The organism is Prevotella communis (assembly GCF_022024175.1).
In the GTDB taxonomy this organism is placed as follows: Bacteria; Bacteroidota; Bacteroidia; order Bacteroidales; family Bacteroidaceae; genus Prevotella; species Prevotella communis.
Window position 1 is genome coordinate 1,990,780 of sequence record NZ_CP091794.1, and the last position, 22,014, is coordinate 2,012,793.

General features: G+C 49.2%; 23 protein-coding genes and 4 tRNA genes. 13 read left to right on the forward strand and 14 right to left on the reverse strand.

The features are described from left to right. The first annotated feature begins 123 nt into the window (after positions 1–123). The 10 genes from L6466_RS08135 (at position 124) to L6466_RS08180 (ending at position 9,464) form a co-directional block, all read left to right on the forward strand. The gene (locus tag L6466_RS08135) at positions 124–393 is read left to right on the forward strand and encodes a hypothetical protein (protein WP_091818755.1); all 270 of its coding nucleotides are present in this window, start codon (positions 124–126) and stop codon (positions 391–393) included. Beyond that, positions 394–948: a 1-acyl-sn-glycerol-3-phosphate acyltransferase gene (locus L6466_RS08140; protein ID WP_091818756.1), complete on the forward strand. Its 555-nt coding sequence runs from the start codon at positions 394–396 to the stop codon at positions 946–948. Then, on the forward strand, positions 941–3,529 hold the full coding sequence (locus tag L6466_RS08145) for a golvesin C-terminal-like domain-containing protein (RefSeq protein WP_237803235.1): 2,589 nt from the start codon (positions 941–943) through the stop codon (positions 3,527–3,529). Before L6466_RS08140 ends, L6466_RS08145 begins: the two co-directional genes overlap by 8 nt. Before the next feature lie 2 nt (positions 3,530–3,531). Further along, the gene (locus L6466_RS08150; protein ID WP_091851936.1) at positions 3,532–3,855 is read left to right on the forward strand and encodes a DUF8442 family protein; all 324 of its coding nucleotides are present in this window, start codon (positions 3,532–3,534) and stop codon (positions 3,853–3,855) included. Next, positions 3,836–5,842: a YgiQ family radical SAM protein gene (locus L6466_RS08155; protein WP_091818759.1), complete on the forward strand. Its 2,007-nt coding sequence runs from the start codon at positions 3,836–3,838 to the stop codon at positions 5,840–5,842. The genes L6466_RS08150 and L6466_RS08155 overlap by 20 nt, the downstream gene beginning before the upstream one ends. After that, positions 5,766–6,563 carry a PP2C family serine/threonine-protein phosphatase gene (locus L6466_RS08160; protein WP_237803234.1) on the forward strand — a complete coding sequence of 266 codons (798 nt, stop codon included), beginning with the start codon at positions 5,766–5,768 and terminating at the stop codon, positions 6,561–6,563. The genes L6466_RS08155 and L6466_RS08160 overlap by 77 nt, the downstream gene beginning before the upstream one ends. A 68-nt stretch (positions 6,564–6,631) precedes the next feature. Beyond that, positions 6,632–6,705 (forward strand) — tRNA-Arg (locus L6466_RS08165). 63 nt (positions 6,706–6,768) lie between these two features. Then, on the forward strand, positions 6,769–7,377 hold the full coding sequence (locus L6466_RS08170; protein WP_237796518.1) for a thiamine phosphate synthase: 609 nt from the start codon (positions 6,769–6,771) through the stop codon (positions 7,375–7,377). A gap of 34 nt (positions 7,378–7,411) precedes the next feature. Beyond that, positions 7,412–8,350: a ribose-phosphate pyrophosphokinase gene (locus L6466_RS08175; RefSeq protein WP_091818762.1), complete on the forward strand. Its 939-nt coding sequence runs from the start codon at positions 7,412–7,414 to the stop codon at positions 8,348–8,350. Positions 8,351–8,372: 22 nt separating this feature from the next. Then, the gene (locus L6466_RS08180; RefSeq protein WP_091851942.1) at positions 8,373–9,464 is read left to right on the forward strand and encodes a TlpA disulfide reductase family protein; all 1,092 of its coding nucleotides are present in this window, start codon (positions 8,373–8,375) and stop codon (positions 9,462–9,464) included. A 73-nt stretch (positions 9,465–9,537) separates the two neighbouring features. Here L6466_RS08180 and panD read toward each other — a convergent pair whose 3' ends face one another. Together panD and panC are read right to left on the reverse strand one after the other, a co-directional pair. Further along, positions 9,538–9,879, reverse strand: coding sequence for an aspartate 1-decarboxylase (gene panD, locus L6466_RS08185; RefSeq protein WP_091851945.1), 342 nt, complete (start codon positions 9,877–9,879; stop codon positions 9,538–9,540). Then, a complete protein-coding gene (panC, locus tag L6466_RS08190) occupies positions 9,876–10,730 on the reverse strand; it encodes a pantoate--beta-alanine ligase (protein WP_237803232.1) in 855 nt (284 codons plus the stop codon). Before panC ends, panD begins: the two co-directional genes overlap by 4 nt. 173 nt (positions 10,731–10,903) lie before the next feature. On the opposite strand from panC, the gene L6466_RS08195 reads away from it, so the two are divergent. The 3 genes from L6466_RS08195 to L6466_RS08205 are packed head-to-tail and all read left to right on the forward strand — an operon-like array spanning position 10,904 to position 13,376. Further along, complete coding sequence (locus L6466_RS08195) at positions 10,904–11,713, forward strand: glycogen/starch synthase (protein WP_237803231.1); 810 nt, start codon at positions 10,904–10,906, stop codon at positions 11,711–11,713. 19 nt (positions 11,714–11,732) lie between these two features. Continuing rightward, the gene (locus L6466_RS08200; protein ID WP_237803230.1) at positions 11,733–13,232 is read left to right on the forward strand and encodes a DUF4270 domain-containing protein; all 1,500 of its coding nucleotides are present in this window, start codon (positions 11,733–11,735) and stop codon (positions 13,230–13,232) included. Between the two features lie 15 nt (positions 13,233–13,247). Then, entirely contained in the window at positions 13,248–13,376 is a 129-nt protein-coding gene (locus tag L6466_RS08205; RefSeq protein WP_091818768.1) for a dehydrogenase, read from the forward strand. Positions 13,377–13,408: 32 nt separating this feature from the next. Here the strand turns inward: L6466_RS08205 and L6466_RS08210 are convergent, their stop codons facing one another. The 12 genes from L6466_RS08210 to L6466_RS08265 form a co-directional block, all read right to left on the reverse strand. Then, on the reverse strand, positions 13,409–14,203 hold the full coding sequence (locus tag L6466_RS08210; RefSeq protein ID WP_237803229.1) for a TrmH family RNA methyltransferase: 795 nt from the start codon (positions 14,201–14,203) through the stop codon (positions 13,409–13,411). A 4-nt stretch (positions 14,204–14,207) separates the two neighbouring features. Continuing rightward, a tRNA-Gly gene (locus tag L6466_RS08215) sits at positions 14,208–14,280 on the reverse strand. 15 nt (positions 14,281–14,295) lie between these two features. After that, a tRNA-Thr gene (locus L6466_RS08220) sits at positions 14,296–14,368 on the reverse strand. A gap of 9 nt (positions 14,369–14,377) precedes the next feature. After that, positions 14,378–14,450, reverse strand: a tRNA-Lys gene (locus L6466_RS08225). 153 nt (positions 14,451–14,603) lie between these two features. Then, positions 14,604–15,062, reverse strand: coding sequence for a DUF5675 family protein (locus L6466_RS08230; RefSeq protein WP_237803228.1), 459 nt, complete (start codon positions 15,060–15,062; stop codon positions 14,604–14,606). Positions 15,063–15,107: 45 nt separating this feature from the next. Then, entirely contained in the window at positions 15,108–17,402 is a 2,295-nt protein-coding gene (locus tag L6466_RS08235; RefSeq protein ID WP_237803227.1) for a YfjI family protein, read from the reverse strand. Next, entirely contained in the window at positions 17,393–17,839 is a 447-nt protein-coding gene (locus tag L6466_RS08240; protein WP_237803226.1) for a hypothetical protein, read from the reverse strand. The genes L6466_RS08235 and L6466_RS08240 overlap by 10 nt, the downstream gene beginning before the upstream one ends. A 115-nt stretch (positions 17,840–17,954) precedes the next feature. Further along, positions 17,955–18,146 (reverse strand): hypothetical protein, encoded by a 192-nt coding sequence (locus L6466_RS08245; RefSeq protein WP_237803225.1) that lies wholly within the window; start codon positions 18,144–18,146, stop codon positions 17,955–17,957. Between the two features lie 263 nt (positions 18,147–18,409). Further along, a complete protein-coding gene (locus tag L6466_RS08250; RefSeq protein ID WP_237796312.1) occupies positions 18,410–19,117 on the reverse strand; it encodes a hypothetical protein in 708 nt (235 codons plus the stop codon). After that, positions 19,117–19,878, reverse strand: a complete 762-nt coding sequence (locus L6466_RS08255; protein ID WP_237803223.1) for a hypothetical protein — start codon at positions 19,876–19,878, stop codon at positions 19,117–19,119. The genes L6466_RS08250 and L6466_RS08255 overlap by 1 nt, the downstream gene beginning before the upstream one ends. Continuing rightward, a complete protein-coding gene (locus tag L6466_RS08260; protein WP_237803221.1) occupies positions 19,875–20,864 on the reverse strand; it encodes a hypothetical protein in 990 nt (329 codons plus the stop codon). Before L6466_RS08260 ends, L6466_RS08255 begins: the two co-directional genes overlap by 4 nt. Positions 20,865–21,006: 142 nt before the next feature. Then, the gene (locus L6466_RS08265; RefSeq protein WP_237796306.1) at positions 21,007–21,951 is read right to left on the reverse strand and encodes a hypothetical protein; all 945 of its coding nucleotides are present in this window, start codon (positions 21,949–21,951) and stop codon (positions 21,007–21,009) included. Positions 21,952–22,014: the final 63 nt, after the last annotated feature.

Below are 22,014 nucleotides of genomic sequence, written 5' to 3' on the forward strand. Positions count from 1 at the left end.
ACATTTCAAAATCAGGTTGCAAAGGTACGAAATAAAAACGAAAAACACAAAAAATTAAAGAAGTATTTGGTGGATTCAAAATCATTTTGTATCTTTGCAAAGGATTCAACAACTTTAAAGACTATGGCAAACAAGAGATCACTAAAGAAGGCAATAAACCAGATTTGCGAAGAACTATTTACTGAAGGCGTGGCTGCTTCGCTGTATGGAAACGAAGTCAGCAAGGAAAACACAGAGGCATTGCTTGTGGCAGTCGTCAAGACCCAGCGCAACTTCATCAGCCGCGTATCACACCCCGAGCCGGGCATCAAGGCCAGCGCATACTACAAGGATTTGCGCGAAAAGTTTGCCGCTCAAGTCAGCGAAATCGTAGATCAAATAAACAACCTGTAAATGTGGCAGAAATTTTGTAACTGGCTATTGTTCGAGAAAATGGGATGGACAACCGAAGTGACTGAGGAACATCCTGAAAAATACATTATCTGCCTGGCTCCCCATACCAGCAACTGGGACTTCCTCATCGGACAGCTCTACAACGGCGCCAAAGGTCTAGGCAGTAATTTTTTAATGAAAAAGGAGTGGTTTTTCTGGCCATTGGGTCCCATCTTCAAATGGATGGGCGGCATCCCCGTATACCGTCAGAAACATACCAGCATGACAGACTCTATGGCTGAAACAGCCAAACAGACCCCGGTATTCCATCTCTGCATCACCCCGGAGGGCACACGCTCACGTGTGGAGGAATGGAAGAAGGGCTTCTATTTCATTGCCCTGAAGGCAGGCATACCCATCCTGCTCTACGGACTCGACTACGAAAAGAAACACATCAAGTGCACGAAGACCATCATCCCCACAGGTGACCTGGAGGCCGACATGCGCGAAATTAAACTATACTTCAAGGATTTCAAGGGCAAGCGGCCCGAACTGTTTACAATTGGTAATGTCTAGACAAACACCTCTATTTATTATCACACTCCTGCTGGCAGGCATTCAAAGTCTGTCAGCCCAGACTTCATGGGGACATATCGACTATAAGGGTGAGCCATGGGTCAAGAACGTATCACGCCCCTACACTATTGAGCACGGACTCGACGGGCGGCATCTTTCACTATGGGCCAGTCACGGGCGCTATTTCGACAACAACGAGGGAAAATGGCGCTGGCAGAGACCAGCTCTCTTCGGAACGACGGAAGATCTCTTCACCCAGACCATCGTAATCCCCTACCTCATCCCCATGCTCGAGAACGCCGGAGCGAATGTTTTCACACCACGCGAACGCGACTGGCAGCGCAACGAGATCATCGTAGACAACGACAACACGCCTCCGTTTGTCAACTACCATGAAAGCAACCTGCGCCATCCTTGGGAAACAGCTCCCAGTCAGGGGTTTGCCATTCACCAAGGAACTTATCAGGACAAGGACAATCCTTTCATGGCCGGTACGGCACGCATGGCAGAAACCACGCACAACAGTTCCAAACAGAGTACCGTCACCTATCAGCCCACCATCCCCGAAACGGGCCGATATGCAGTCTATATCAGTTACCAGACCGTAGAAGAGAGCATTGACGACGCCCACTACATCGTCTATCACCAAGGTCAGAAGACTGAGTTCAAGGTCAACCAGCAGATGGGCGGATTCACATGGGCCTATCTGGGTACATTTGATTTTGACGAGGGATGCAGCGAAAGAAACAAGGTCGTAGTATCCAACCTCAGCAAGCACAAAGGCGTAGTCACGACTGATGCCGTCCGCTTTGGCGGTGGTATGGGTAACATAGAACGAGGGGGCGAAACCAGCGGACTGCCCCGTTGTCTGGAAGGCGCACGATATTATGCACAATGGGCAGGAATGCCTTACGAGATATATAGTTGCAAGAATGGCGAGAACGACTATGGCGACGACCTCAACGTGCGTTCCCTGATGACCAACCTGCTTTGTGGCGGTTCTGTTTTTGCACCAGATTCCATTGGTCGTCACGTTCCTATAGAACTGTCGCTGGCCATCCATAGCGATGCAGGCTATACAGAGACTGGTGAGGGCGTCTATGGCTCTCTCTCCATCTGCACCACCAATTATGGCGACAGTTGTTTGGCGGCAGGCATCAGTCGTGAGGCCTCAAGAGAACTGGCCACGGCCCTGCTCAACAACCTGACCGCCGACATGAAATACAGTTATGGCGACTGGACCAGACGTCAGGTGAGAGACCGCAATTACTCTGAGACACGTCTGCCCATCGTTCCCAGCTCCATCCTTGAAACGCTGTCGCATCAGAATTTCGGGGATATGCGCTATGGTCAGGATCCCAACTTCCGGTTCACGTTGGCACGTTCTGTCTACAAGACCATCCTGCGCTATATCACCAGCAAGCACAAGAAAGAGGCTGTGGTACAACCCTTGGCGCCTAATCGTTTCCACATAGAGTTCTCAGAAAAAGCAGGCGAAGCGATTATCAGTTGGCAGGGCGTCATAGACGGACAGGAGCCCTCATCTGCTCCGACGGGCTACGTATTATACATTGCCCAGGACAACAGCGACTTTGACAATGGCACTCTGCTCAGAGGCACTTCCTGTCATGTACAACTGAAGCCCAACGTGCTCTACCGCTTCCGCGTAACAGCCATCAACGAGGGGGGAAAGAGTTTTCCCACTGAGGTTCTTGCTGCACTCTACAACCCCAAATCCACCAAGACCATCATGATAGTCAATGGGTTCAACCGACTCTCATCACCCGCCATCAGTAAGGAGGGACAGGGTTTTGACCTCAACGAAGACATTGGTGTGTCGTATGGCAGGACAGCCGGATGGCTGGGACTACAGCGTAATTTCGACGTCAAGCGCATGGGCATTGAGAACGAGACGGGCTTAGGATATACCACAAACGATTTTCAGGGTATGTTCATTGCCGGCAACGACTTCAACTATGTAGGCACCCATGCCAATGCCATCCGTTCGGCTGGAGAATACAGTATCGTCAGCAGTTCTTCACTGGCCATTGAAAAAGGCGACTGCGACCTGAACAGATACCAGGCCATTGACCTGCTGTTAGGACTGGAGAAAAATGACGGGCACAGCTTAGTGCCATACAAGAGTTTCCGTCAGGCTATGCAGGAACGACTGAGAGACTATACAGCCTGCGGCGGCAACCTGCTGGTAAGCGGAGCTTATATCGGTTCTGACATGACCAACGACGAAGAGAAGGCATTCCTTGCCGACGTCCTGAAGGTCAGCTACGAGGGAACCAACAACGACCTGAGTGGAGACGTCAAGGGACTTGGCACGACATTCAAGTTCTATCGCCAGCTGAACGAAAAGCATTACGCCGCCCTGAAAAGCGACATCCTGATGCCCACCACCAGCAACGCATTTCCCACGATGGTTTACAACAACCAGACTTGCGCTGCAGTGGCCTATCAAGGTAATGACTACCACGCATTCTCAATAGGTTTTCCCTTTGAATGCATCACAGATAAAGCACTTCAAGAGTCAATTATGCGTGGCATACTGAAATTCCTAATTAACAGATAATTATGGCAAAAATTCAAACCAACGCTTCAGGTACAAGAAGCATCGAGGTAAGTGACCAGCACCTGGCTACTATCGAGCAGTACCAACTGCTTCGTGATCTCATCGATTCCAACGGATACGTTGACGAAGACGTACTCGATAAACTGAGGTTTAACATACGCTCCCTTCTTGAATCAGAGACAGGGCGCGACAAAGCACTCCTAGACCTCTGCCTGGATGTCATCTATCATCCCAACATGAAGGCACTGGGACTGCAGAACTTGATGACGCTCTTCCTCGACTGGAAGAAGAACCAAACAGAGAATAATGGAGTATCGGCTGACTGATTTTCTACCGACAACAAAAAAGGAATTAGAACTCCGGGGATGGGATTACGTAGATGTAATCCTGTTTTCGGGCGATGCTTATGTAGACCACCCATCGTTTGGTGCTGCCGTGATTGGCCGCACACTCGAGGCCGCGGGATTCCGTGTGGCTATTGTGCCCCAGCCCGACTGGCACGGTGACTACCGTGACTTCAAGAAATTAGGCAAGCCACGTCTTTTCTTTGGCATATCACCAGGCTGTATGGACTCCATGGTGAACAAATACACGGCTGCACGTCGTCTGCGCTCAGAGGATGCCTATTCCCCTGACGGACGTCACGACATGCGTCCGGAATACCCCACCATCGTCTACACCAAAATCCTGAAGGAGCTATACCCCGACGTGCCTGTAGTACTGGGTGGTATCGAGGCCTCACTGCGTCGTGTGAGCCATTACGACTACTGGAGCGACAGCCTTAAAAAGTGCCTGCTCTGCTATTCGCCTGCTGATATGATTACCTACGGCATGGGCGAGAAAGTTACGATTGAACTGGCACGCCGCCTGGCTGCCGGCGAGAGCATCCGCGATATTCGCGACCTGCCGCAAACCGTTTATCTCTCGCGTAAGGAGGATATCCTGGGCGGCATTACCGATCGCGACATCGTACTCCACTCGCACGAGGAGTGCATGAAGAACAAAAAGGCTCAGGCCGAGAACTTCAAGAATGTGGAGGAGCAATCCAACATGATGCACGCCCAGCGCTTGCTGCAGGGGGTTGACGGACGCTATGTGGTCATTAATCCGCCTTACCCGCCCATGACTACCGAGGAGCTCGACGCATCGTTCGATTTGCCTTACACACGTCAGCCGCACCCCAAATACAAGGGCAAGCGCATTCCGGCTTACGACATGATTAAGTTCTCCGTCAACATCCATCGCGGATGCTTTGGCGGATGCGCCTTCTGTACCATTTCGGCCCACCAGGGCAAGTTTATCACCTGCCGTTCAAAGGAGAGTATCCTGCGCGAGGTAAAACAGGTGATTCAGATGCCCGACTTTAAGGGAAATCTGTCCGACTTAGGTGGCCCATCGGCCAATATGTATGGCATGAGCGGCAAGAACAAGAATGCCTGTGAGAAATGCCGTCGCCCATCATGTGTGCACCCGCAGATATGCCCTAACCTCAACACCGATCACTCGAAGTTGCTCGATATCTATCGTTCGGTAGATGCCCTTCCTGGCATCAAGCACAGTTATATCGGCAGTGGCGTCCGCTACGACCTATTATTATATAAGAGTAAGGATGAGGCCAGCAACAAGGCCGCTGCGGAGTATACCCGCGAACTGATTACCCGTCATGTTTCAGGACGTCTGAAGGTAGCCCCCGAGCACACCAGCGACCGAGTTCTCTACCTCATGCGCAAACCCTCGTTCCAGCAGTTCTACGAGTTTAAGCGCATCTTCGACCGTATTAATCGCGAGGAGGGACTTCGCCAGCAAATCATTCCCTACTTCATCTCCAGCCATCCAGGTTGTCAGGAGGAGGATATGGCCGAATTGGCTGTGATTACCAAGGGACTTGATTTCCACCTCGAGCAGGTGCAGGACTTCACGCCAACGCCTCTTACCAATGCCACCGAAACGTGGTACACAGGCTACGACCCTTATACACTCGAACCCGTGTTCAGCGCCAAGACGCCAAAGGAGAAGTTGGCCCAGCGCCAGTTCTTCTTCTGGTACAAGCCCGAGGAGCGTCGTGGCATCGAGCAGTCGTTACGCCGTATTGGCCGTCCCGACTTGATTGCAAAGCTGTATAGCGACATGCCACCATCGCAAGGCGGCTATCGTCCGTATGGCGAGAAGCGTCCGTATGGCGAACATCGTGCATCGTCAGGCAATAAGCCCAAATCGTATAATCCAAACTTCAACAATGATAATTCTCGAACAAAACCTCGTTCCGAAAAACCCAAAGAAGAAAAGCGAGGACGGCATCGTCGTCACGGATGATTTCATCGCCGTTATCGATGGCTCTACGTCAAAAACCGACAAGCGATACAGTTACTTCAAGAGCAACGGACGCTATGCCATGCAGCTCATCGGGAAATATATCCGCAAAGCGCCAAAGGGTATCTCATGCCACGATTTCTGCATAGGGGTATCCAGACAAATCAATAAGCACTACAAAGAAGCGGACATACCCCGACTGATAGAACACCCTGAGGAAAGACTCACGGCCAGTGCCGTTGTCTATAGCCGTTTGAATCGCGAAATCTGGATGATTGGAGACTGCCAATGCATGGTGGGCGGCACCTTCTACGACAATCCAAAGCCCTACGAACAGGAGTTAGCCGAGCACAGGGCGCAGATTATCAACGAAGGAGCAGAGCCCAGGGAGCACTACCTCGTCAACGACACTGCCCGTCAGCAGATTATCCCACAGATGCTGGAGGCTATGAAGCAGCAAAACATCACTTATAGCGTCATTGACGGCTTCCGCATCCCAGAGCAATATGTGCGTATCATCACCCTCGACTTCCAGCCATGGGAAATCGTACTGGCCAGCGATGGCTATCCCTTCCTGTGCCCCACCCTGCAGGAATCCGAGGAAAAACTAGCCTGGCAACGTGAGAACGACCCCCTGAATATCGGTGAGTTCAAAGCCACCAAAGCCTTCACAGCGGGAAATAATTCGTTCGATGACAGGTCATATATCAGATTTAAGGTTTAAAATTTGCATATATCATAAAAAAAGAGTACCTTTGCACTCGCAAATGAGGGCATTCCTCATGCGAGGCTGGTTCCGTAGCTCAGCTGGATAGAGCAACAGCCTTCTAAGCTGTGGGTCTCGGGTTCGAATCCCGACGGAATCACTTAATTACATAAAGCCCTTATTCCTAACAGAAAAGGGCTTTTTATAATAATAAGATTTGTAGATGAAACTTATCATCCTGACAAAGGCCACGTTTTTCGTGGAAGAAGACAAGATCCTGACCACTCTTTTCGAAGAAGGGATGGATAATCTGCACTTATACAAACCTGATTCGGAACCCGTCTATTCCGAACGGTTGCTTACCCTCCTACCTGAAGATTACTATAGAAAAATAACGGTCCACGACCATTTCTACCTACGCGAGGAATTTGGTCTTAAAGGTATTCACCTCAATACAGCCGATGCAGAACTGCCCTATGGCTACAAAGGCCATTTCAGCTGCACCTGCCACAGTATTGCCGAACTGCATGATGCCAAGAAGAAAGCCGATTATGTTTTCCTGAAGACCATCTTCGACAGTCAGAGCAATCCCCAAGACAAGCAAACAATCAGCGAGGAGGAACTGCGCGAGGCCAGCAGGAAAGGCCTTATCGACAAGCATGTCTACGCGATGGGCGGCATCAATCTTGACAATATCCGTCAGATGCGCGACTTGGGTTTTGGAGGCGTAGTCATCTGTGGCGACCTGTGGAATCGTTTCAACATCCATCAGGAGCAGGACTACAAGGATCTCATATCTCACTTCCAGAAGTTACAAAAAGCAGTTAACTAAGTCTATTCAATTTATACGTACTACATAATAAGCAATGACTACAAAAGACTCTTACATGGTATTCTCGGGTACTGCAACGAGATACTTGGCTGAGAAAATCTGCCAAAGTTTAGGGTGCCCTCTGGGCAAATTGCAAATCACCAAATTCTCTGACGGAGAGTTTGCCGTTTCTTACGAAGAATCTATTCGTGGACGCGACATTTTCCTGGTACAGAGCACATTCCCCAATAGCGACAACCTGATGGAGCTATTGCTGATGATCGATGCTGCCAAGCGTGCATCTGCTCGTACTATCAACGCCGTCATCCCCTATTTCGGATGGGCACGTCAGGATCGTAAGGACAAGCCACGCGTTAGCATTGGTGCCAAGTTGGTTGCCGACCTGCTGAGCACTGCTGGCGTTAACCGTGTGATCACGATGGACCTCCACGCAGATCAGATTCAGGGTTTCTTTGATGTACCTGTTGACCATCTGTATGCTTCAGGTGTGCTGCTGCCCTATCTGCAGAGTCTGAAACTCGACGAGCTTGTAATTGCTTCACCTGACGTAGGTGGTTCTAAGCGTGCCAACACATACGCCAAATACTTGGGTTGCCCACTGGTGCTTTGCAACAAGACCCGCGCTCGTGCCAATGTGGTAGCCACCATGCAGATTATTGGTGATGTTGAAGGTAAGAACGTAGTCATTATCGATGATATGGTTGACACAGCAGGCACTATCACCAAGGCAGCCGACCTGATGATGGAGGCTGGTGCCAAGAGCGTGCGTGCCTGTGCATCCCACTGTGTGATGAGTGGTCCTGCCAGCGATCGTGTGCAGGAGTCAGCTCTTGAGGAGATTGTATTCACCGACTCTATCCCATACACCCAGCGTTGCGCCAAGGTGAAGCAGATCAGCGTTGCCGAGATGTTTGCCGAGACCATTCGCCGTGTGATTGAAAACGAGAGCATCAGTGACCAGTATCTGGTATAGTCACACCAATTTTACTATAAAGATGAAACAACTAAAATTCCTTTTCGGATTAGCTCTTGCAGCTATTTCCATGACATCTTGTAACTCCAACGGTTTCAAGGTAGAAGGTGAGGTAGAGGGCATTGATGACGGTGACACACTGCTCATCATGTCCAACACTCCCACCCCGCTCGACACGCTCATCGTCAAAGATGGCAAATTTGAATGGGAGGGCGAAGCCGACTCCGTATTCCTTTGCACTGTTGTAGCTCCGAAGACAATGACCTCTGTCATGTTCTTCAGGGAGCCAGGCACCATCAATCTGCTGCTTTCGGCCACTGGCGACTCTAAGGTATCTGGTACCGAGTCCAACGAAGGCTTGCAGGAATTAGGTACAATTTTCTCTGAGGCCCAGAAAAAGGGCGAGGCACTGATGAGCAAGATCTACAATGACAGTCTGACCGAAGAGCAGCAAGTGGAGATCTATACGCAGTACACTGAGATTCAGAAGGAGGTTGGCAAGAAAGTCAAAGATCTGGCACTCCGCAATCTCAACAACGAGCTGGGTTATTTCCTCATCAACCAGATGGCCTATGGTGACGACTTCACACGTGACGAGTTAAAGGAGACCATTACAAAACTGCCTTCCAAATTCCAGGAGCGCCAAGCTATCAAAGATATTCTGAAGATGCTTGACGAGATATTCACCACGGAGGTAGGTCAGCAGATTCCCGATTTCAAGATGCAGACACCTGAGGGTCAGGAAATCAGCATCATGAGTCTGGTGAAGCAGAACAAGCTCACCGTCCTGGATTTCTGGGCATCATGGTGCCAGCCCTGTCGTGAGGAGATGCCCGCAATGAAACAGATGCTGGCAGACTATCAGGAGAAAGGCTTTGGCATCGTAGGTATCTCTATCGACGATGACAAGAAGGCATGGGTGAGTTGCATCGACGAGCTCCAACTCACATGGCCTCAGATGTCCGACCTGAAAGGTGGCGTCTCAAATATCGCACGCAGCTTTGGCGTGCAGGCCATCCCCTTCACCGCTGTCATCGACCAGCAGGGTAAGGTGCTGTCAAAGGGACTACGTGGTGCCGAACTCTCACAGTTCATCAATGAGAACCTGAAATAAGTAATATCTCACATAAAAAAATCCCTTCAGTCATCAGGCTGAAGGGATTTTTCATCTGTCTGTATCTGTTTTCTCAGATGTGATTATCGTTAGGGAATACCACAGTAGGCGTGAATGTCTTAGCCTCCTCAAAATCCATCAGGGCATAGGAGATGATGATCACCGTATCGCCTACCTGCACCTTACGGGCTGCTGCACCGTTCAGACAGATACAGCCACTGCCACGCTCGCCCTTGATGATATAAGTCTCAAAGCGCTCACCATTGTTATTGTCAACAATCTGCACCTTCTCACCAGCAATCATATTTGCTGCATCCATCAAGTCTTCATCAATAGTAATACTACCCATATAGTTCAGGTTGGCCTCAGTCACCCGAACACAGTGAAGTTTAGACTTCAGTACTTGAATCATCATGCTTCCTTATACTTTATATGATCAATAAGACGAATAGGCGTCTTACCACAATAAACAGTGATACAACCAACTATATAGGGAGAATCTTCCCATTCTGCTACATCCTGCAAGGTGTTGCCATCCACGATAGAGAAATACTCCACATCGAGACCTTCCACCTTATTGATATCAGCTACCACCTTGTCGTGAGTCTGCTTCAACGTGTGCTTCTTGGCATACGTCACGCTGCTCTTCAAAGCCTTATAGATAGCAGGAGCAATGGCGCGCTCGTCTGGTGCCAGCAAACTGTTGCGGCTGCTGCGTGCCAGTCCGTCGTCATCGCGTACGATAGGACATTCCACAATCTGAACGCCCAGCTCCAACTGACGCACCATGGCCTTCACCACGGCAATCTGCTGCCAGTCTTTCTCACCGAAATAGGCCCTGTCAGGACGTACGATATAGAACAGACGGCTCACCACCTGGCAAACACCATTGAAATGGCCTGGACGATGAGCGCCCTCCATCACCGTTGATACCGGTGGGAATTCAAAATGACGTGTATCGGGTGTAGGATACATCTCCTCCACCTCGGGTGCAAACACATAGTCGGCCTTGCAACTCTCCAGCAACGCACAGTCGGCCTCCAAGTCGCGAGGATAGTTCTTCAGGTCATTCTTATCATTAAACTGTGTGGGGTTAACAAAGACCGACACTACGGTAACACCATTCTCGCCCACACTACGTCTTACCAGCGAGGCATGTCCCTCGTGTAGAGCCCCCATTGTAGGCACTAATCCAATTTCCTTACCCTGTTTGCGTTCTTCGAAAAGCGCATTCTGCAGGTCAACAATCTTCTTAAAAACTTTCATTCTTAATAATCACCAATTGGTTTGGCGGTGCAAAATAACAACAAATTTCTCAAATATGGAAAAAAAACACTAAAAATAAGTATATAAAGTGTCACTTTTTCCTAAAATCACACATTTTTTGCCGTTATTTGCAAATAATTTTGTACCTTTGCACAACTATTAACAACATAAAGATGGCAAAGAAGAAGATTCTATTCATCAATCAGGAGATATCCCCATACGTTCCCGACAACGCAATGTCGGTAATGGGTCGTGAATTACCTCGCACCATGCAGGATCGCAATCATGAGATTCGCACCTTCATGCCTAAATGGGGAAATATCAATGAACGTCGCGGACAGTTGCATGAGGTTATCCGTCTTTCTGGTATCAACCTCATCATCGATGATACCGACCACCCCCTTGTTATTAAAGTTGCTTCAATCCCCTCTTGTCGTGTACAAGTTTATTTCATCGACAATGATGATTATTTCTCTAATCGTCAGATGACTGTTGATGAGAACGGACTGGACTATCCCGACAATGGCGAGCGTGCTATTTTCTTCGCAAGAGGCGTGTTGGAGACTGTGAAGAAGCAGTGCTGGGTTCCCGATATCATTCACTGTCAGGGATGGATGAGTGGCGTTGTGCCTTTCTATATCAAGACGGCCTACAAGGACGAGCCTTCGTTTGCCAATACGAAGGTGGTCACCTCGCTTTTCAACAAGGAGTTCCAGGGTGATTTCGGCACCAACTTCAAGCAGTGTGTTGATTTCCGTGATGCCAAGGCAGAGTTGCTGGCTCCCTATAATGACGAGTTCACCTTCCAGGACCTCGGCAAGCTGGCTATCGACTATAGCGATGGTGTGATTCTTGCTGACAAGGACGTGAGTAAGACGCTACAGAAGTATGCCAAGGACAAGAACATTCCTACCCTTGGATTCCAGGGCGAGGAATTTGGAGATGCTTACGAAGCATTCTACGATCAGATTAGTCCAGAATAATAGTTAGGATCATTTCTATATGAAAAAGATTATGCACTATATGGCTGGTGTCGTACTTACGGCAATGGCCTTTTCTTCTTGTGATGAGACCACAGACCAGATTGGCGGTTCACTTACCAGTGATGAAGACCAGTTGAATATTACCTCGCAGATCTTCGACGTCCAGACACGCACCGTCATTGCCGATACCGTATTCAATAATAGCGACGAGCATCTTGGCTCTGTGTTCACGCAGAGCAGCACCTGCTATTTAGGCATGGTGCGCGACCCTCAGACACAGGCCGACATCAAGAGCGAGTTTGCTACACAGTTTCACCTGCTCGATATCGTCACAATACCTGATGCCGATAAGTTCCTGAGCCTGGACAATGGTCTGCCTGCTGCCGATTCCTGCTATCTGATACTCTACGTCAGCAATCCCTTCAATACGGCCGACACGCTGGCATCTGTGAAGATGACAGTCCATGAGTTGGACAAGACACTGGAGACTGGCCTGAAATACTATTCCGACTTCAACCCCATGAAGCTTGGCATGGTGCGTACGGAAGGTCTCAACAAGAACAAGATGTTCTCTTACAGAAACCTGGTTGACAACGACAGTCTTCGTGGCACCTCATCCTATATGAACAATATCCGTGTATCGCTCAACGAGCCTTACACAGACAAGAATGGTGTTACCTATAATAACTACGGCACATACATCATCAGACAGTTTCACGAGCATCCTGAGTATTTCAAGAACTCATATGCCTTCAGTCGCCATGTGTGCCCCGGATTCTTTTTCGAGATTACAGACGGCTACGGCTTCCATGCCAAAGTCTCAAATATCGGTCTGCGCCTGAACTACACCATTCAGGGCGACACATCCGTTGTCAACACTGGTGTGACGCTGGCAGGTACCCGTGAGGTCACCCAGACCACGCTGATTACCAACGACAAGCAGGCCATCAAGAAACTGGCCGAAGAGACTACACACACTTATATCAAGTCGCCTGCCGGTCTGTTCACTGAGGTAACACTGCCTGTCAAGGAAATCAAGGAAGGTCACGAGAACGACTCGCTCATTGCTGCCAAGATTTCTTTCCAGCGCATCAACGACGAGTCGAGCGACAGTCGTATGTTTGGCATCCCCTACACCCTGCTGATGGTGCAGGAGGACAGCCTGAAGACATTCTTCGAGGGAAACAATGTGCCCGACCAGGCTACGTCGTTCTATGCCAACTACAACTACATCAACTCCACCTACAACGGAACAAACACTTATAACTTCGCCAATATAGCTTCACTCATCACCAAGGTATGGGAGAAATATCAGGAAGGCATTAAGAATGATGCCAACTGGGAGCAGAAGCATCCCAACTGGAACAAGGTGCTGCTGGTGCCCATCACCTACGAGAGCGGTTCGTCAACCAATGCTCAGCACGACATGTCGCTGACCAGCACACAACTCGTTGGAGGTGCCGACAACCCCTACGAGCCCATCAAGATTAATGTGGCGTACGCTAAATTCAACAAATAAGCATACACTCGCATCATGGCCGACGGATATTTAGAGAAACACCAGCAGGACTACGAGGCTCGCAAGGCCGAGTATCTCAGGAAGAAGAGGCACCTGCCCCGTATTGTCAAGAAGCCACAGCGCCCCGACGATGAGGCGTTGTAACGATAAGAAAAAAAGAGAGAGAGGGAAGTCACTTAGTGATTTCCCTCTCTTTGTCTCACAGCCTCGAACAGCAGTATGGCCGCCGAGACAGACACATTCAGCGAATCCAGTTGTCCCAGCATCGGAATCCGTATGTGAGCATCGGCCGCCACGCGCCACTGGTTGGTGAGCCCCGTAGCCTCCGTACCCATCACAATAGCCGTGCCGCACGTCATATCCGTGTCGTAATACAGTTCCGAGTCCTGCAGCTGAGCCGTCAGAATCCTGATGCCACGAGCCTTCAGAAAACGGATACAAGCCTCAGACGACACCGCTACTGTAGGCACCGTGAACAAAGCGCCAATACTAGCACGAATCAAATTAGGATTATATAAATCTGTCAATGGATCACACACTATCACAGCATCAGCACCAGCAGCGTCGGCCGAACGCAATACAGCCCCCAGGTTGCCAGGTTTCTCCACACTCTCCAGCACCACCAGCAACGGATGTTCCGTCAACTGCAAATCCTCTAACGTCAGATGTCTCATGCGCATCACGGCCACCACACCCTCAGTGCTGCCACGATAGGCAATCTTCTCATACACCTGCTCTGTCACCTCATACGAAGGAGCCACCAACAAGTCATCGATTGGCTCGCCAAGCAACGCACTACAGAAGAAAAGACTATCTATCTCATAACCCTTGCTCACACAGTGGCGCAACTCACGCAAACCCTCAACGACAAAAAGACCGGACCTCTTGCGCTCCGATGATTTCTGTTGCAGTAAGACTAATTGCTTTACTTTTTGATTCTGAAGACTGGATATAAACTGAATCTCTTTCATTATGAGCGGAATACGGGACTCGAACCCGCGACCCTCGGCTTGGGAAGCCAATGCTCTACCAACTGAGCTAATTCCGCATTGACATCCTTTTGAGCCGACACCCGGACTCGAACCGGGGACCTACGCATTACGAATGCGTTGCTCTACCAACTGAGCCATGTCGGCCTTCCCAAGTACACCCGCAGAGGTTCGAACTCTGGACACCCTGATTAAGAGTCAGGTGCTCTACCAACTGAGCTACGGGTGCATCGTTTTCTTGTTTAGCGGGTGCAAAGGTAGTCATTTTTTTTCTTACCCACAAATTTTGAGACTACTTTTTTTTCCTGACAACAACATTTTTAAGCAAGGTGGGCAAGGGACGGTCTCACAGGCCGCGCCGACCGTCCCTCCCCCTTTGTTTTCACCTGATGGTGATCCAGACGGGCTCACCCCTACCCTTTGCCTCAACAATTTTCTGCTTGAGACGATGGGTCCATATGCGGCTGTCCACCACCTGCCCCACCAGCTTGTTCTTGCCCACCAGTATGCAACCTTCGGTATCCTTGGCCGTGTTGCCCGCATGGATGCGTATGCCCTGCCATTTGCGGTTGAACTCAGGGCCACCAAGCAGGATGGGCAGCCACTGCTTGAACTTGGGCGAATACGAGATAACCACTGCGTAGCGGCCTTCGGGGATGGCCGAGCGACCTTTCACCTTGTAGGCCCCGTTCTTGTAGTCGCGCCAGGTAGGTTCCAGTGTGTCGCAAAAATAGTCATCGGCAGTGCCCGTCAGATATTCATCCACCACTTGTCGGCGGATGTACAGACGACCTATCGTGTAGGTCCTGCGTTTTGCTATACGTTCTAAAATCAATTCCATAAATGCTTAATGTTACAAAGTTACAATGTTACAAAGTTACACCTCTCACCTTTCACCTTTCACCTTACTCCAGTGGTAGCGGTCGGTTTTGCTAATCCATCCGTCGCGCATCCATCGAGAGATAATCATGCGCATAGCCGATTCCGAGCAGTAGCCGCGCTTCAAGGCTCGCAGGTCATCGAGGGTAAAGGTGGGTGCAAGCTGGTCGAACACGGAGTGGTTGGCACCATATCGCTGACACTCCTCATGAGCATCAACATATTGATTCTGTAATGCCTCGCCGAATGCTTTTATCTGCTGAGAAAGACAATACTCGGCCATCATCAGCGCAAACTTGATACAGTTTCGACTCTCCCCCTTCCCCTCCCTGTGAGGGAGGGGCGTAGATAGTTCTTTTACTTGAGTCTGACCACTCCCATCCCTCACAGGGAGGGGCTGGGGGTGGGTCTCCAGCAAGTGAAAGATCACCCCGCACCGGAAACCGATGACGGCAGCACGCTTACGATAAGTATCCTTCACGTGGTCGATGTCCTTGGCAGCCTCTACGCGTTTCTGCTCCACCCACTGCTCGATGGCCTTGCGCAGACGCGGGGTGTCTATGAGTCCGGAGAACGCACGCAGTCGGGTGACGGCCTCTTGTATCATGGCTTCATCCCCTGCCGAACGACGGCCAAACTTGGGCATCTTCGAGAAACTGCTGTCGGGCATCTCGGCCACGAGGATTCGGCTAGAAAGCCCGTTCTCTATGTTGTCCGACTTAAAGCACTTTCTGAGTGCTCCGTTGGTGCCGAGCATCGTCCAGTTGTAGGCCACCTTCACCACTCCCGACTCAGCGGCATCCGAGTTGTAATCCTGACCCCACTCACCCTTGTCAAAGCTCAGGCGGTAGATGTCGTACTTTGAGCTCCACGAGCCGGCACCGTTGGTTTTACGCAGGGTGTCGAGTTCCTCACCAAAACTGTAGAGGGTGTGACCCTGAGCATTCTTGAAGCGCTTGAGCAAAGTAGAACACGAGACCGTCACCGGCACCATCCTTATCAGCACCTTCGGGTCGTCGGGCGCCTTCTCGTTGGCCTTGCGCCCCTTCTTGCGCTCCTTCCACTCCTCCTCGCGCTTGCGAGCAAGGGCGTCTTCCTCATCGAACTGACGCTTCCATACATCGATGGCATTCTTCACCACCGACTTGTTAGAAGCCTGTTCACCACGTATAATCGACATCAGCCCCAGGTGCTGCAAGTTGCCGTCGCAATACTCCACCATCACCTGGTCGGCATAGGCCGCTGCAATGGGCAGCACACCACAGAGCACCGGCATGTGCATCGACACGGGCACACCCGTCAGCGACTCTTTAAGGCCCATTGGTAACGCTTTGACATTGACCTTCACACCAGTCTCTGCCCGAACCGCCTCGGCATCCTCGATTTCGTCTGAAGAGATACCCATTTCCAGCGCACTTACAATGCCTTGCATCATCTTTGAAATGCCCTTGGGCGTCTCCTTGCAAGCCGAGTCGACCACGCTGCGAAGTTCAACGTCGGAGAGTCCGAATCGGGGCATCACCTGCATCAGCACCTCTTTCTTGTTGTCGCAGATAGCACGAAGACTGACGGCCAACTTGTGCAGTTTCACGTTGCGCTCGCCTTCGGCCGGCTCTCCGCCGTTGCGATGCCACCACTCTGCTATAATAGAGGTATAAGGGATGCCCTTGAACATCAGCTCCGTATGGGGTTCTTGTGCGGCTTCGGATGTCGGCAGGCTCTTCTGCTCGCAGCCCTCATCGGATGTCGGCGCACTTTTGCGCTCACAGTCCTCAGAGACCTCAAACAGCTTGTCGCTGACATACTTCGTATGGTCCTCAGAGACCATGTAGATGCACCTCGAAACATCCTTCACCGCGGCATCCGGCTCAAAGCCCGTAGCCTCCTGCATCAGCTGCTGAGCCTGCTCGGCCGTCATGCCGTCGGGCAACTCAACGAGCACATGAGTGCCACGACGAACACTTTCCTCTATCAGCAGCGGCACCAACGGCGACTGCTCCAAGAGTCGGGCACAGATTTCGTCCGTGTGACCCTTCTCGTCAAAATCCAGCATCAGTCGGTTCAGCGGACGCACCGCATCGGCAATGGCACGATGATTATTCTTGAACTCGGCGCAGTGGGGTGTCCACACCGGCAGCCGATGCTTCAACTGCTCGTCGCCACGCTCTATCCTTTCACACATCTCTTTCAGCCAAGGCTCGCGGCGAAGTTTTTCCCAATCCTCGCGGTTGGCTGGGAAGCAAGGGGCGCCGTGTCCCTTGCCTATGCATGTAAACATCAACCGTTCCAAAATCATTTCCATAGCGTTTCCTCCTTGCGTGTTTTAAAGTAAGACATAATCTCGTCGGCCTCCTCCTGATAGAGGGCCTTGGTCAGCGCCAGTCCGTATTTCTTCGGGAACTTGAACATGACATAGACGTATTCCTCGTTAATGCGTCGGTGACCATCGCTGGGACGTATTTGAGGACGAGTCATCTTCACGGCTCCGTGGGCCGTCTCGTAGAGGGTTTCGTGGAGCGGTCCCTTGCTGCCGACCTTGTAGCGCTTCACCTGGGTGCGACCGTCGGCATCCACCTCGATGCCACCACGGTAGCGTACACGCTCACCGTTAGTCACCTGCTTGTCGTCCTCCCACGGGCACGGCACTATCAGCATGTTGCCGTTCAACTGGAAGTTAACACTTGCGTCCATCTGGACTGCGTTCTGCAAAATCTGTTCTTGGAATTTCTGTAAATTCATTGTTTTCTGAATTTTGGTTGAGCGAAGCTTCAGAAGGGTGGCCACCTTTCGATTTGTGATTGAAATCTCGCGAGACTCCGTTCACCTCAACTCAGAGTTAAACTTGAAAAAATTGTTAGCGGTTAAGAAACTGAAGATAGAAAGGCTGGTTCTTGCTTTGGCAAGCGTCTCCTGATGTCGCCGAGCGCGCTACTCCTTTGCCTCCCGTTTTGTGCATCCGACATTTGTTCATCAGCGCCAGCTGCTGGCGAGCCTGATTCTTCAACTTGTCGTAAATTCGCTTTCCACACATTAAATCTCGTGCCATACTCTCAATTGTTACCGCTTCCTTCGAGCGGGGTCTTAAAGTTGTTCGGTGGAAGTGCTCTTTTCGAGGCAACCTCCGTAATCCCCGACTAAGCCCACGTTTCTTCGGGAAAACGTTCGGGTAAACTTTCGGGGAACGCCCAAAAGCCACCTTGAATAGAGAATAAAAAAGAAACGGAACCTCTTGTGTTTCAAAGAGATTCCGCTATGCGAGAAAATTTATCAAAAAAGTTTCAGTTTCCCGAAGGATTTCCCGAAAGCTATTTATTTCTTATGCCAATGCATATCCTGTTGGTCATATCGGTCATATTCAGAACGCGATTCCTCATCCTCGTCAAAGTCACCATTGATTAGCCTGTCAACACTGGCATTGAGAATTATGATGCACTCTTGGATTACTGGCAGAGCCTTGTTGTTAACAGGGTCGCCATTATCAAGTCCAGTCAGCCACTTACCAGATTTGTCTTTGAAATGGCCTTCGAGTATAGAAGGAATAGTGAATCCGTCAGCCACAAATATTAGCCCTTCGGCAACAAGTTTCTTGAACAAGTCAACAAGCGTACCTTTGCCATACTTGGCTGTCCATGTCAGAGCGCAGTCTGCGTCTCTCTTTCCAGAGAATAGTGCTTTGAAGTCGGCATCGTTGCCCTCTATCCAACCATCCTCAGTCAATTTCATAAACAGAACAGTCAAGTGGCCATCAGTCACACAACTTTTTCGGCTGAAGGTCATGATTTCACGTTCCTTGGGTGGCTTTTGTTCTTTGGTTCCAGAACCTTTCTTTTTGCCAGACTTTCCTTCTGTAGCTTTCTGTGGGATGTCACCATATATTTTTTGAACGCCAATGCCGCCTTCCTCAACATTGCCGATTTCATTCTCAACAATCTTCACGCCGACCACATCGCCCTTGAAGTTACTTAGGTCGAAACCTTCGGCAGCAGCCTTTATCAGTTCTTTGATGTCTATATCCATTAGTCTTTTTTCATTTCTTTAATTACCCCTGTGCCTCCAGCTTCTACATTCTGAATTTCAGTATCCACAATCTTTGTACTAACGTATTCCTTAGGCTTGATGATTGTGGTACTCTTGATGCCAAACTTATCGAAGAGAGCTATAACCTCTTTGTCGTAAGCATGATTGTGGTCAATATTATAGCGGTTAAGAAACAATAGATTCCCCTTAATGGTTTCTTTATCCATTTTGTCGGAACACTCCACCATATCAGCAAACAACTGCTTGACTTCTTCCGACCCACCACCATTCAGTTTTATCTCCTGCAACTCGTAGTTCAGCAGATTTGTTTTCTTGCCTTCAAGCCAACGGGCATCTTCTTTGTTGGTCATTTGCTCAATGAGAGGCCACAAAAGATCGTGACCATCCAAACACTCGTAGATGTGAAAGATTATCTTTCGGATATCTATGCCGACACATTTCTTGCTTCGTGCTTGCAACTGAGCTGTAGCTAGTGCCATAATGAGCATGGCATCATTTTCGCCCTCGGCTTCATCTTCCAAATCGTCTATCTCGGCATCCAAGCCCTCCATAACATCTGGCAAAGCAAGCAACGTCTCACATAACTCCTGAGCAGAGAGGAATAATTCTACCGGCGACAACTGTGTATGCCCGTCTTGTTTCATCTTTCTGAGTGCGTCGTGGCTGATGATATACACCGGATCTGCGAGCAACTTCCTACGGGCTGATTTTTGCTGTTCCTTTTCTAATCGTACTATCATGCAGCCTGATCCTCCTCTTCGTCAGTCACTTCATGCTTCATGCTGTTCATCAGCCCTATCACCTCTTCCTCGGCTTTCAGACGGTCTTCGTGCTCTATATTGCTGCCATCTTTCTTCTTCGTCTTGAAAAGCATATCCAAGAAGTTCTCGTTGAACTCATGACTGACAATCTTATCTGTATTGCCTTCATCGTTGTCAATAAAACAACGGAACGTGCCGCCATCGTTGGTTATCAGTTCCACAGGCTCGTCAAGTGCATCGGCTAATGTCAGCAGATTACGCATATACACGCTGCTCTTGTCAACATAGAGGGCCGTCTTTTTGTCTTCCGGCATCACCGTATAATGCCCTTTATACTTTGCCTGCTTCTGTGCATAGAGCACATCCAGGAGTGCCCCCATGATGGAATCGTCGAAATAGTCGCGATTCTTGGCCTTCAATGCCTCCACCTTCCTCAGAATCTCGTCCTTCTCCATCTCAGGCGTTCCAAAACGCATCTGCTGGGCATGTGCCTGCTGTTGCTCCCATACTTTGAAAAGGTCAACAGGATAGTAGTCGGGCAGAATCTCGAATCCATAACAATGATCCTTGAACAACTGCTGGTCTATTACAAAAGACATGATCTTCGCCACCTTGTGCGTATTGCTGAAGGCCTTCTTTCGCTTCTGGATGGCAACGGTGCGGAGATGGTCGCGATTGTCGATGATGACGAAACATGAAGGTTCATCCTTGGCCATCGCAGGTTCAAAGTCGCGCTCTACGGGTATGTCAATATCATTGGCAAATCGCATCACCGTAATACCTGGTGCTGACTTCAAATGATACACCTTATGCTTGTAAACCTTGCGGTCGGTACCTTCTCCCAAATAAAACTCGATGCTCTCATCCTTATCGAAGAGAGCACCAAGATGTTGTTGTCGCTGTTCCCAGTCATAGCAGCCTGCGTCGTGCTTGTACTTTGCGTAGTATTGTGCGAATCTTGACATACGATCTTTTTACCTCTAAATCTTTTGGAGTGCAAAGATACTAAAAAATCCCGCTCTTTTTATGGTAGAACGGGATAAATATTTATAAAATTTTCAAGTCACATGTGAATCGTGGGGGGAGAGGTAATCTCTTTTAGCATCATTATAGAAAAGACTTAGCTTTCGTGTAACCATCAACATTTAGTTTGAAAAGATATGTATCTGGTGTTGAATAAGCATTTCTTTCTTTTACAGATACTGTAATCATTCCACCTTTGGCAAGTATTTCTTCCATTTTCTTCATATCTTCAGAACCCCATGATGACATCTGTCCAGATGAATCACTATTGTAAAGAGTCATTTCGTAGACGTCGCCATCAGAATCTTTGATGCGATATCTATATGAATCATCTGACTTTACTACGCTTGAATCATACTCTATCAATTTGAAAGAGAATTCATCTTTATCCATATACAGAATTGCTGTCATTCTAGAATTTGTTGTAGCAGAATTGCTAAATACGCCATTACCCATCAATAACAAATACTTTTGTGACCCCTTTTCACCAAACTCATCCTGATATGCCCTGAGTTCCCATGAACCTGTTCCGGTTGGGACTGGAATATTGAAATCTTCTCCGTCATTAACACCAGCCTCTCTTCCTTTACTATTTACATAAATTGCAGCAAGGTATCTTAAACCCTCTTCATAAGATAGTGGTTCGTAAATTGTTCCCTTCTTGTCTTTTTCATACTTCTCAGGACTAACATAAATACCTTCTTCGTTCTTGTTTATCTCCATGTATGATTCATAGTTCTTGCCATTACAACTTATGAAGATGTATTCACATTTATCCTTAACCTCTGCACCGAGTCCGTTCTTGGCCGAGAAGTCACAATGAAGAATGCATAAAGAGTCATCACTATAGACCGTTTCTATATTCGATAAATTGACACTGGATGGGTCTCTTGCCATTTCTTTGAAAGTTGCCTCCATTTGCGCCTTAGCTGCTTTTTCAAGTTTTGCACTTTTTGAACAAGATGTCATAATTGTCATTGCCATTGCTGCGAGCATCAGCATTGCTAATACAATAATTAACTTTTTCATAATCATATGTTTTAGTTTCTACAATCAATCATAATTGTTCCTGCCTGGTTACGATATACATTT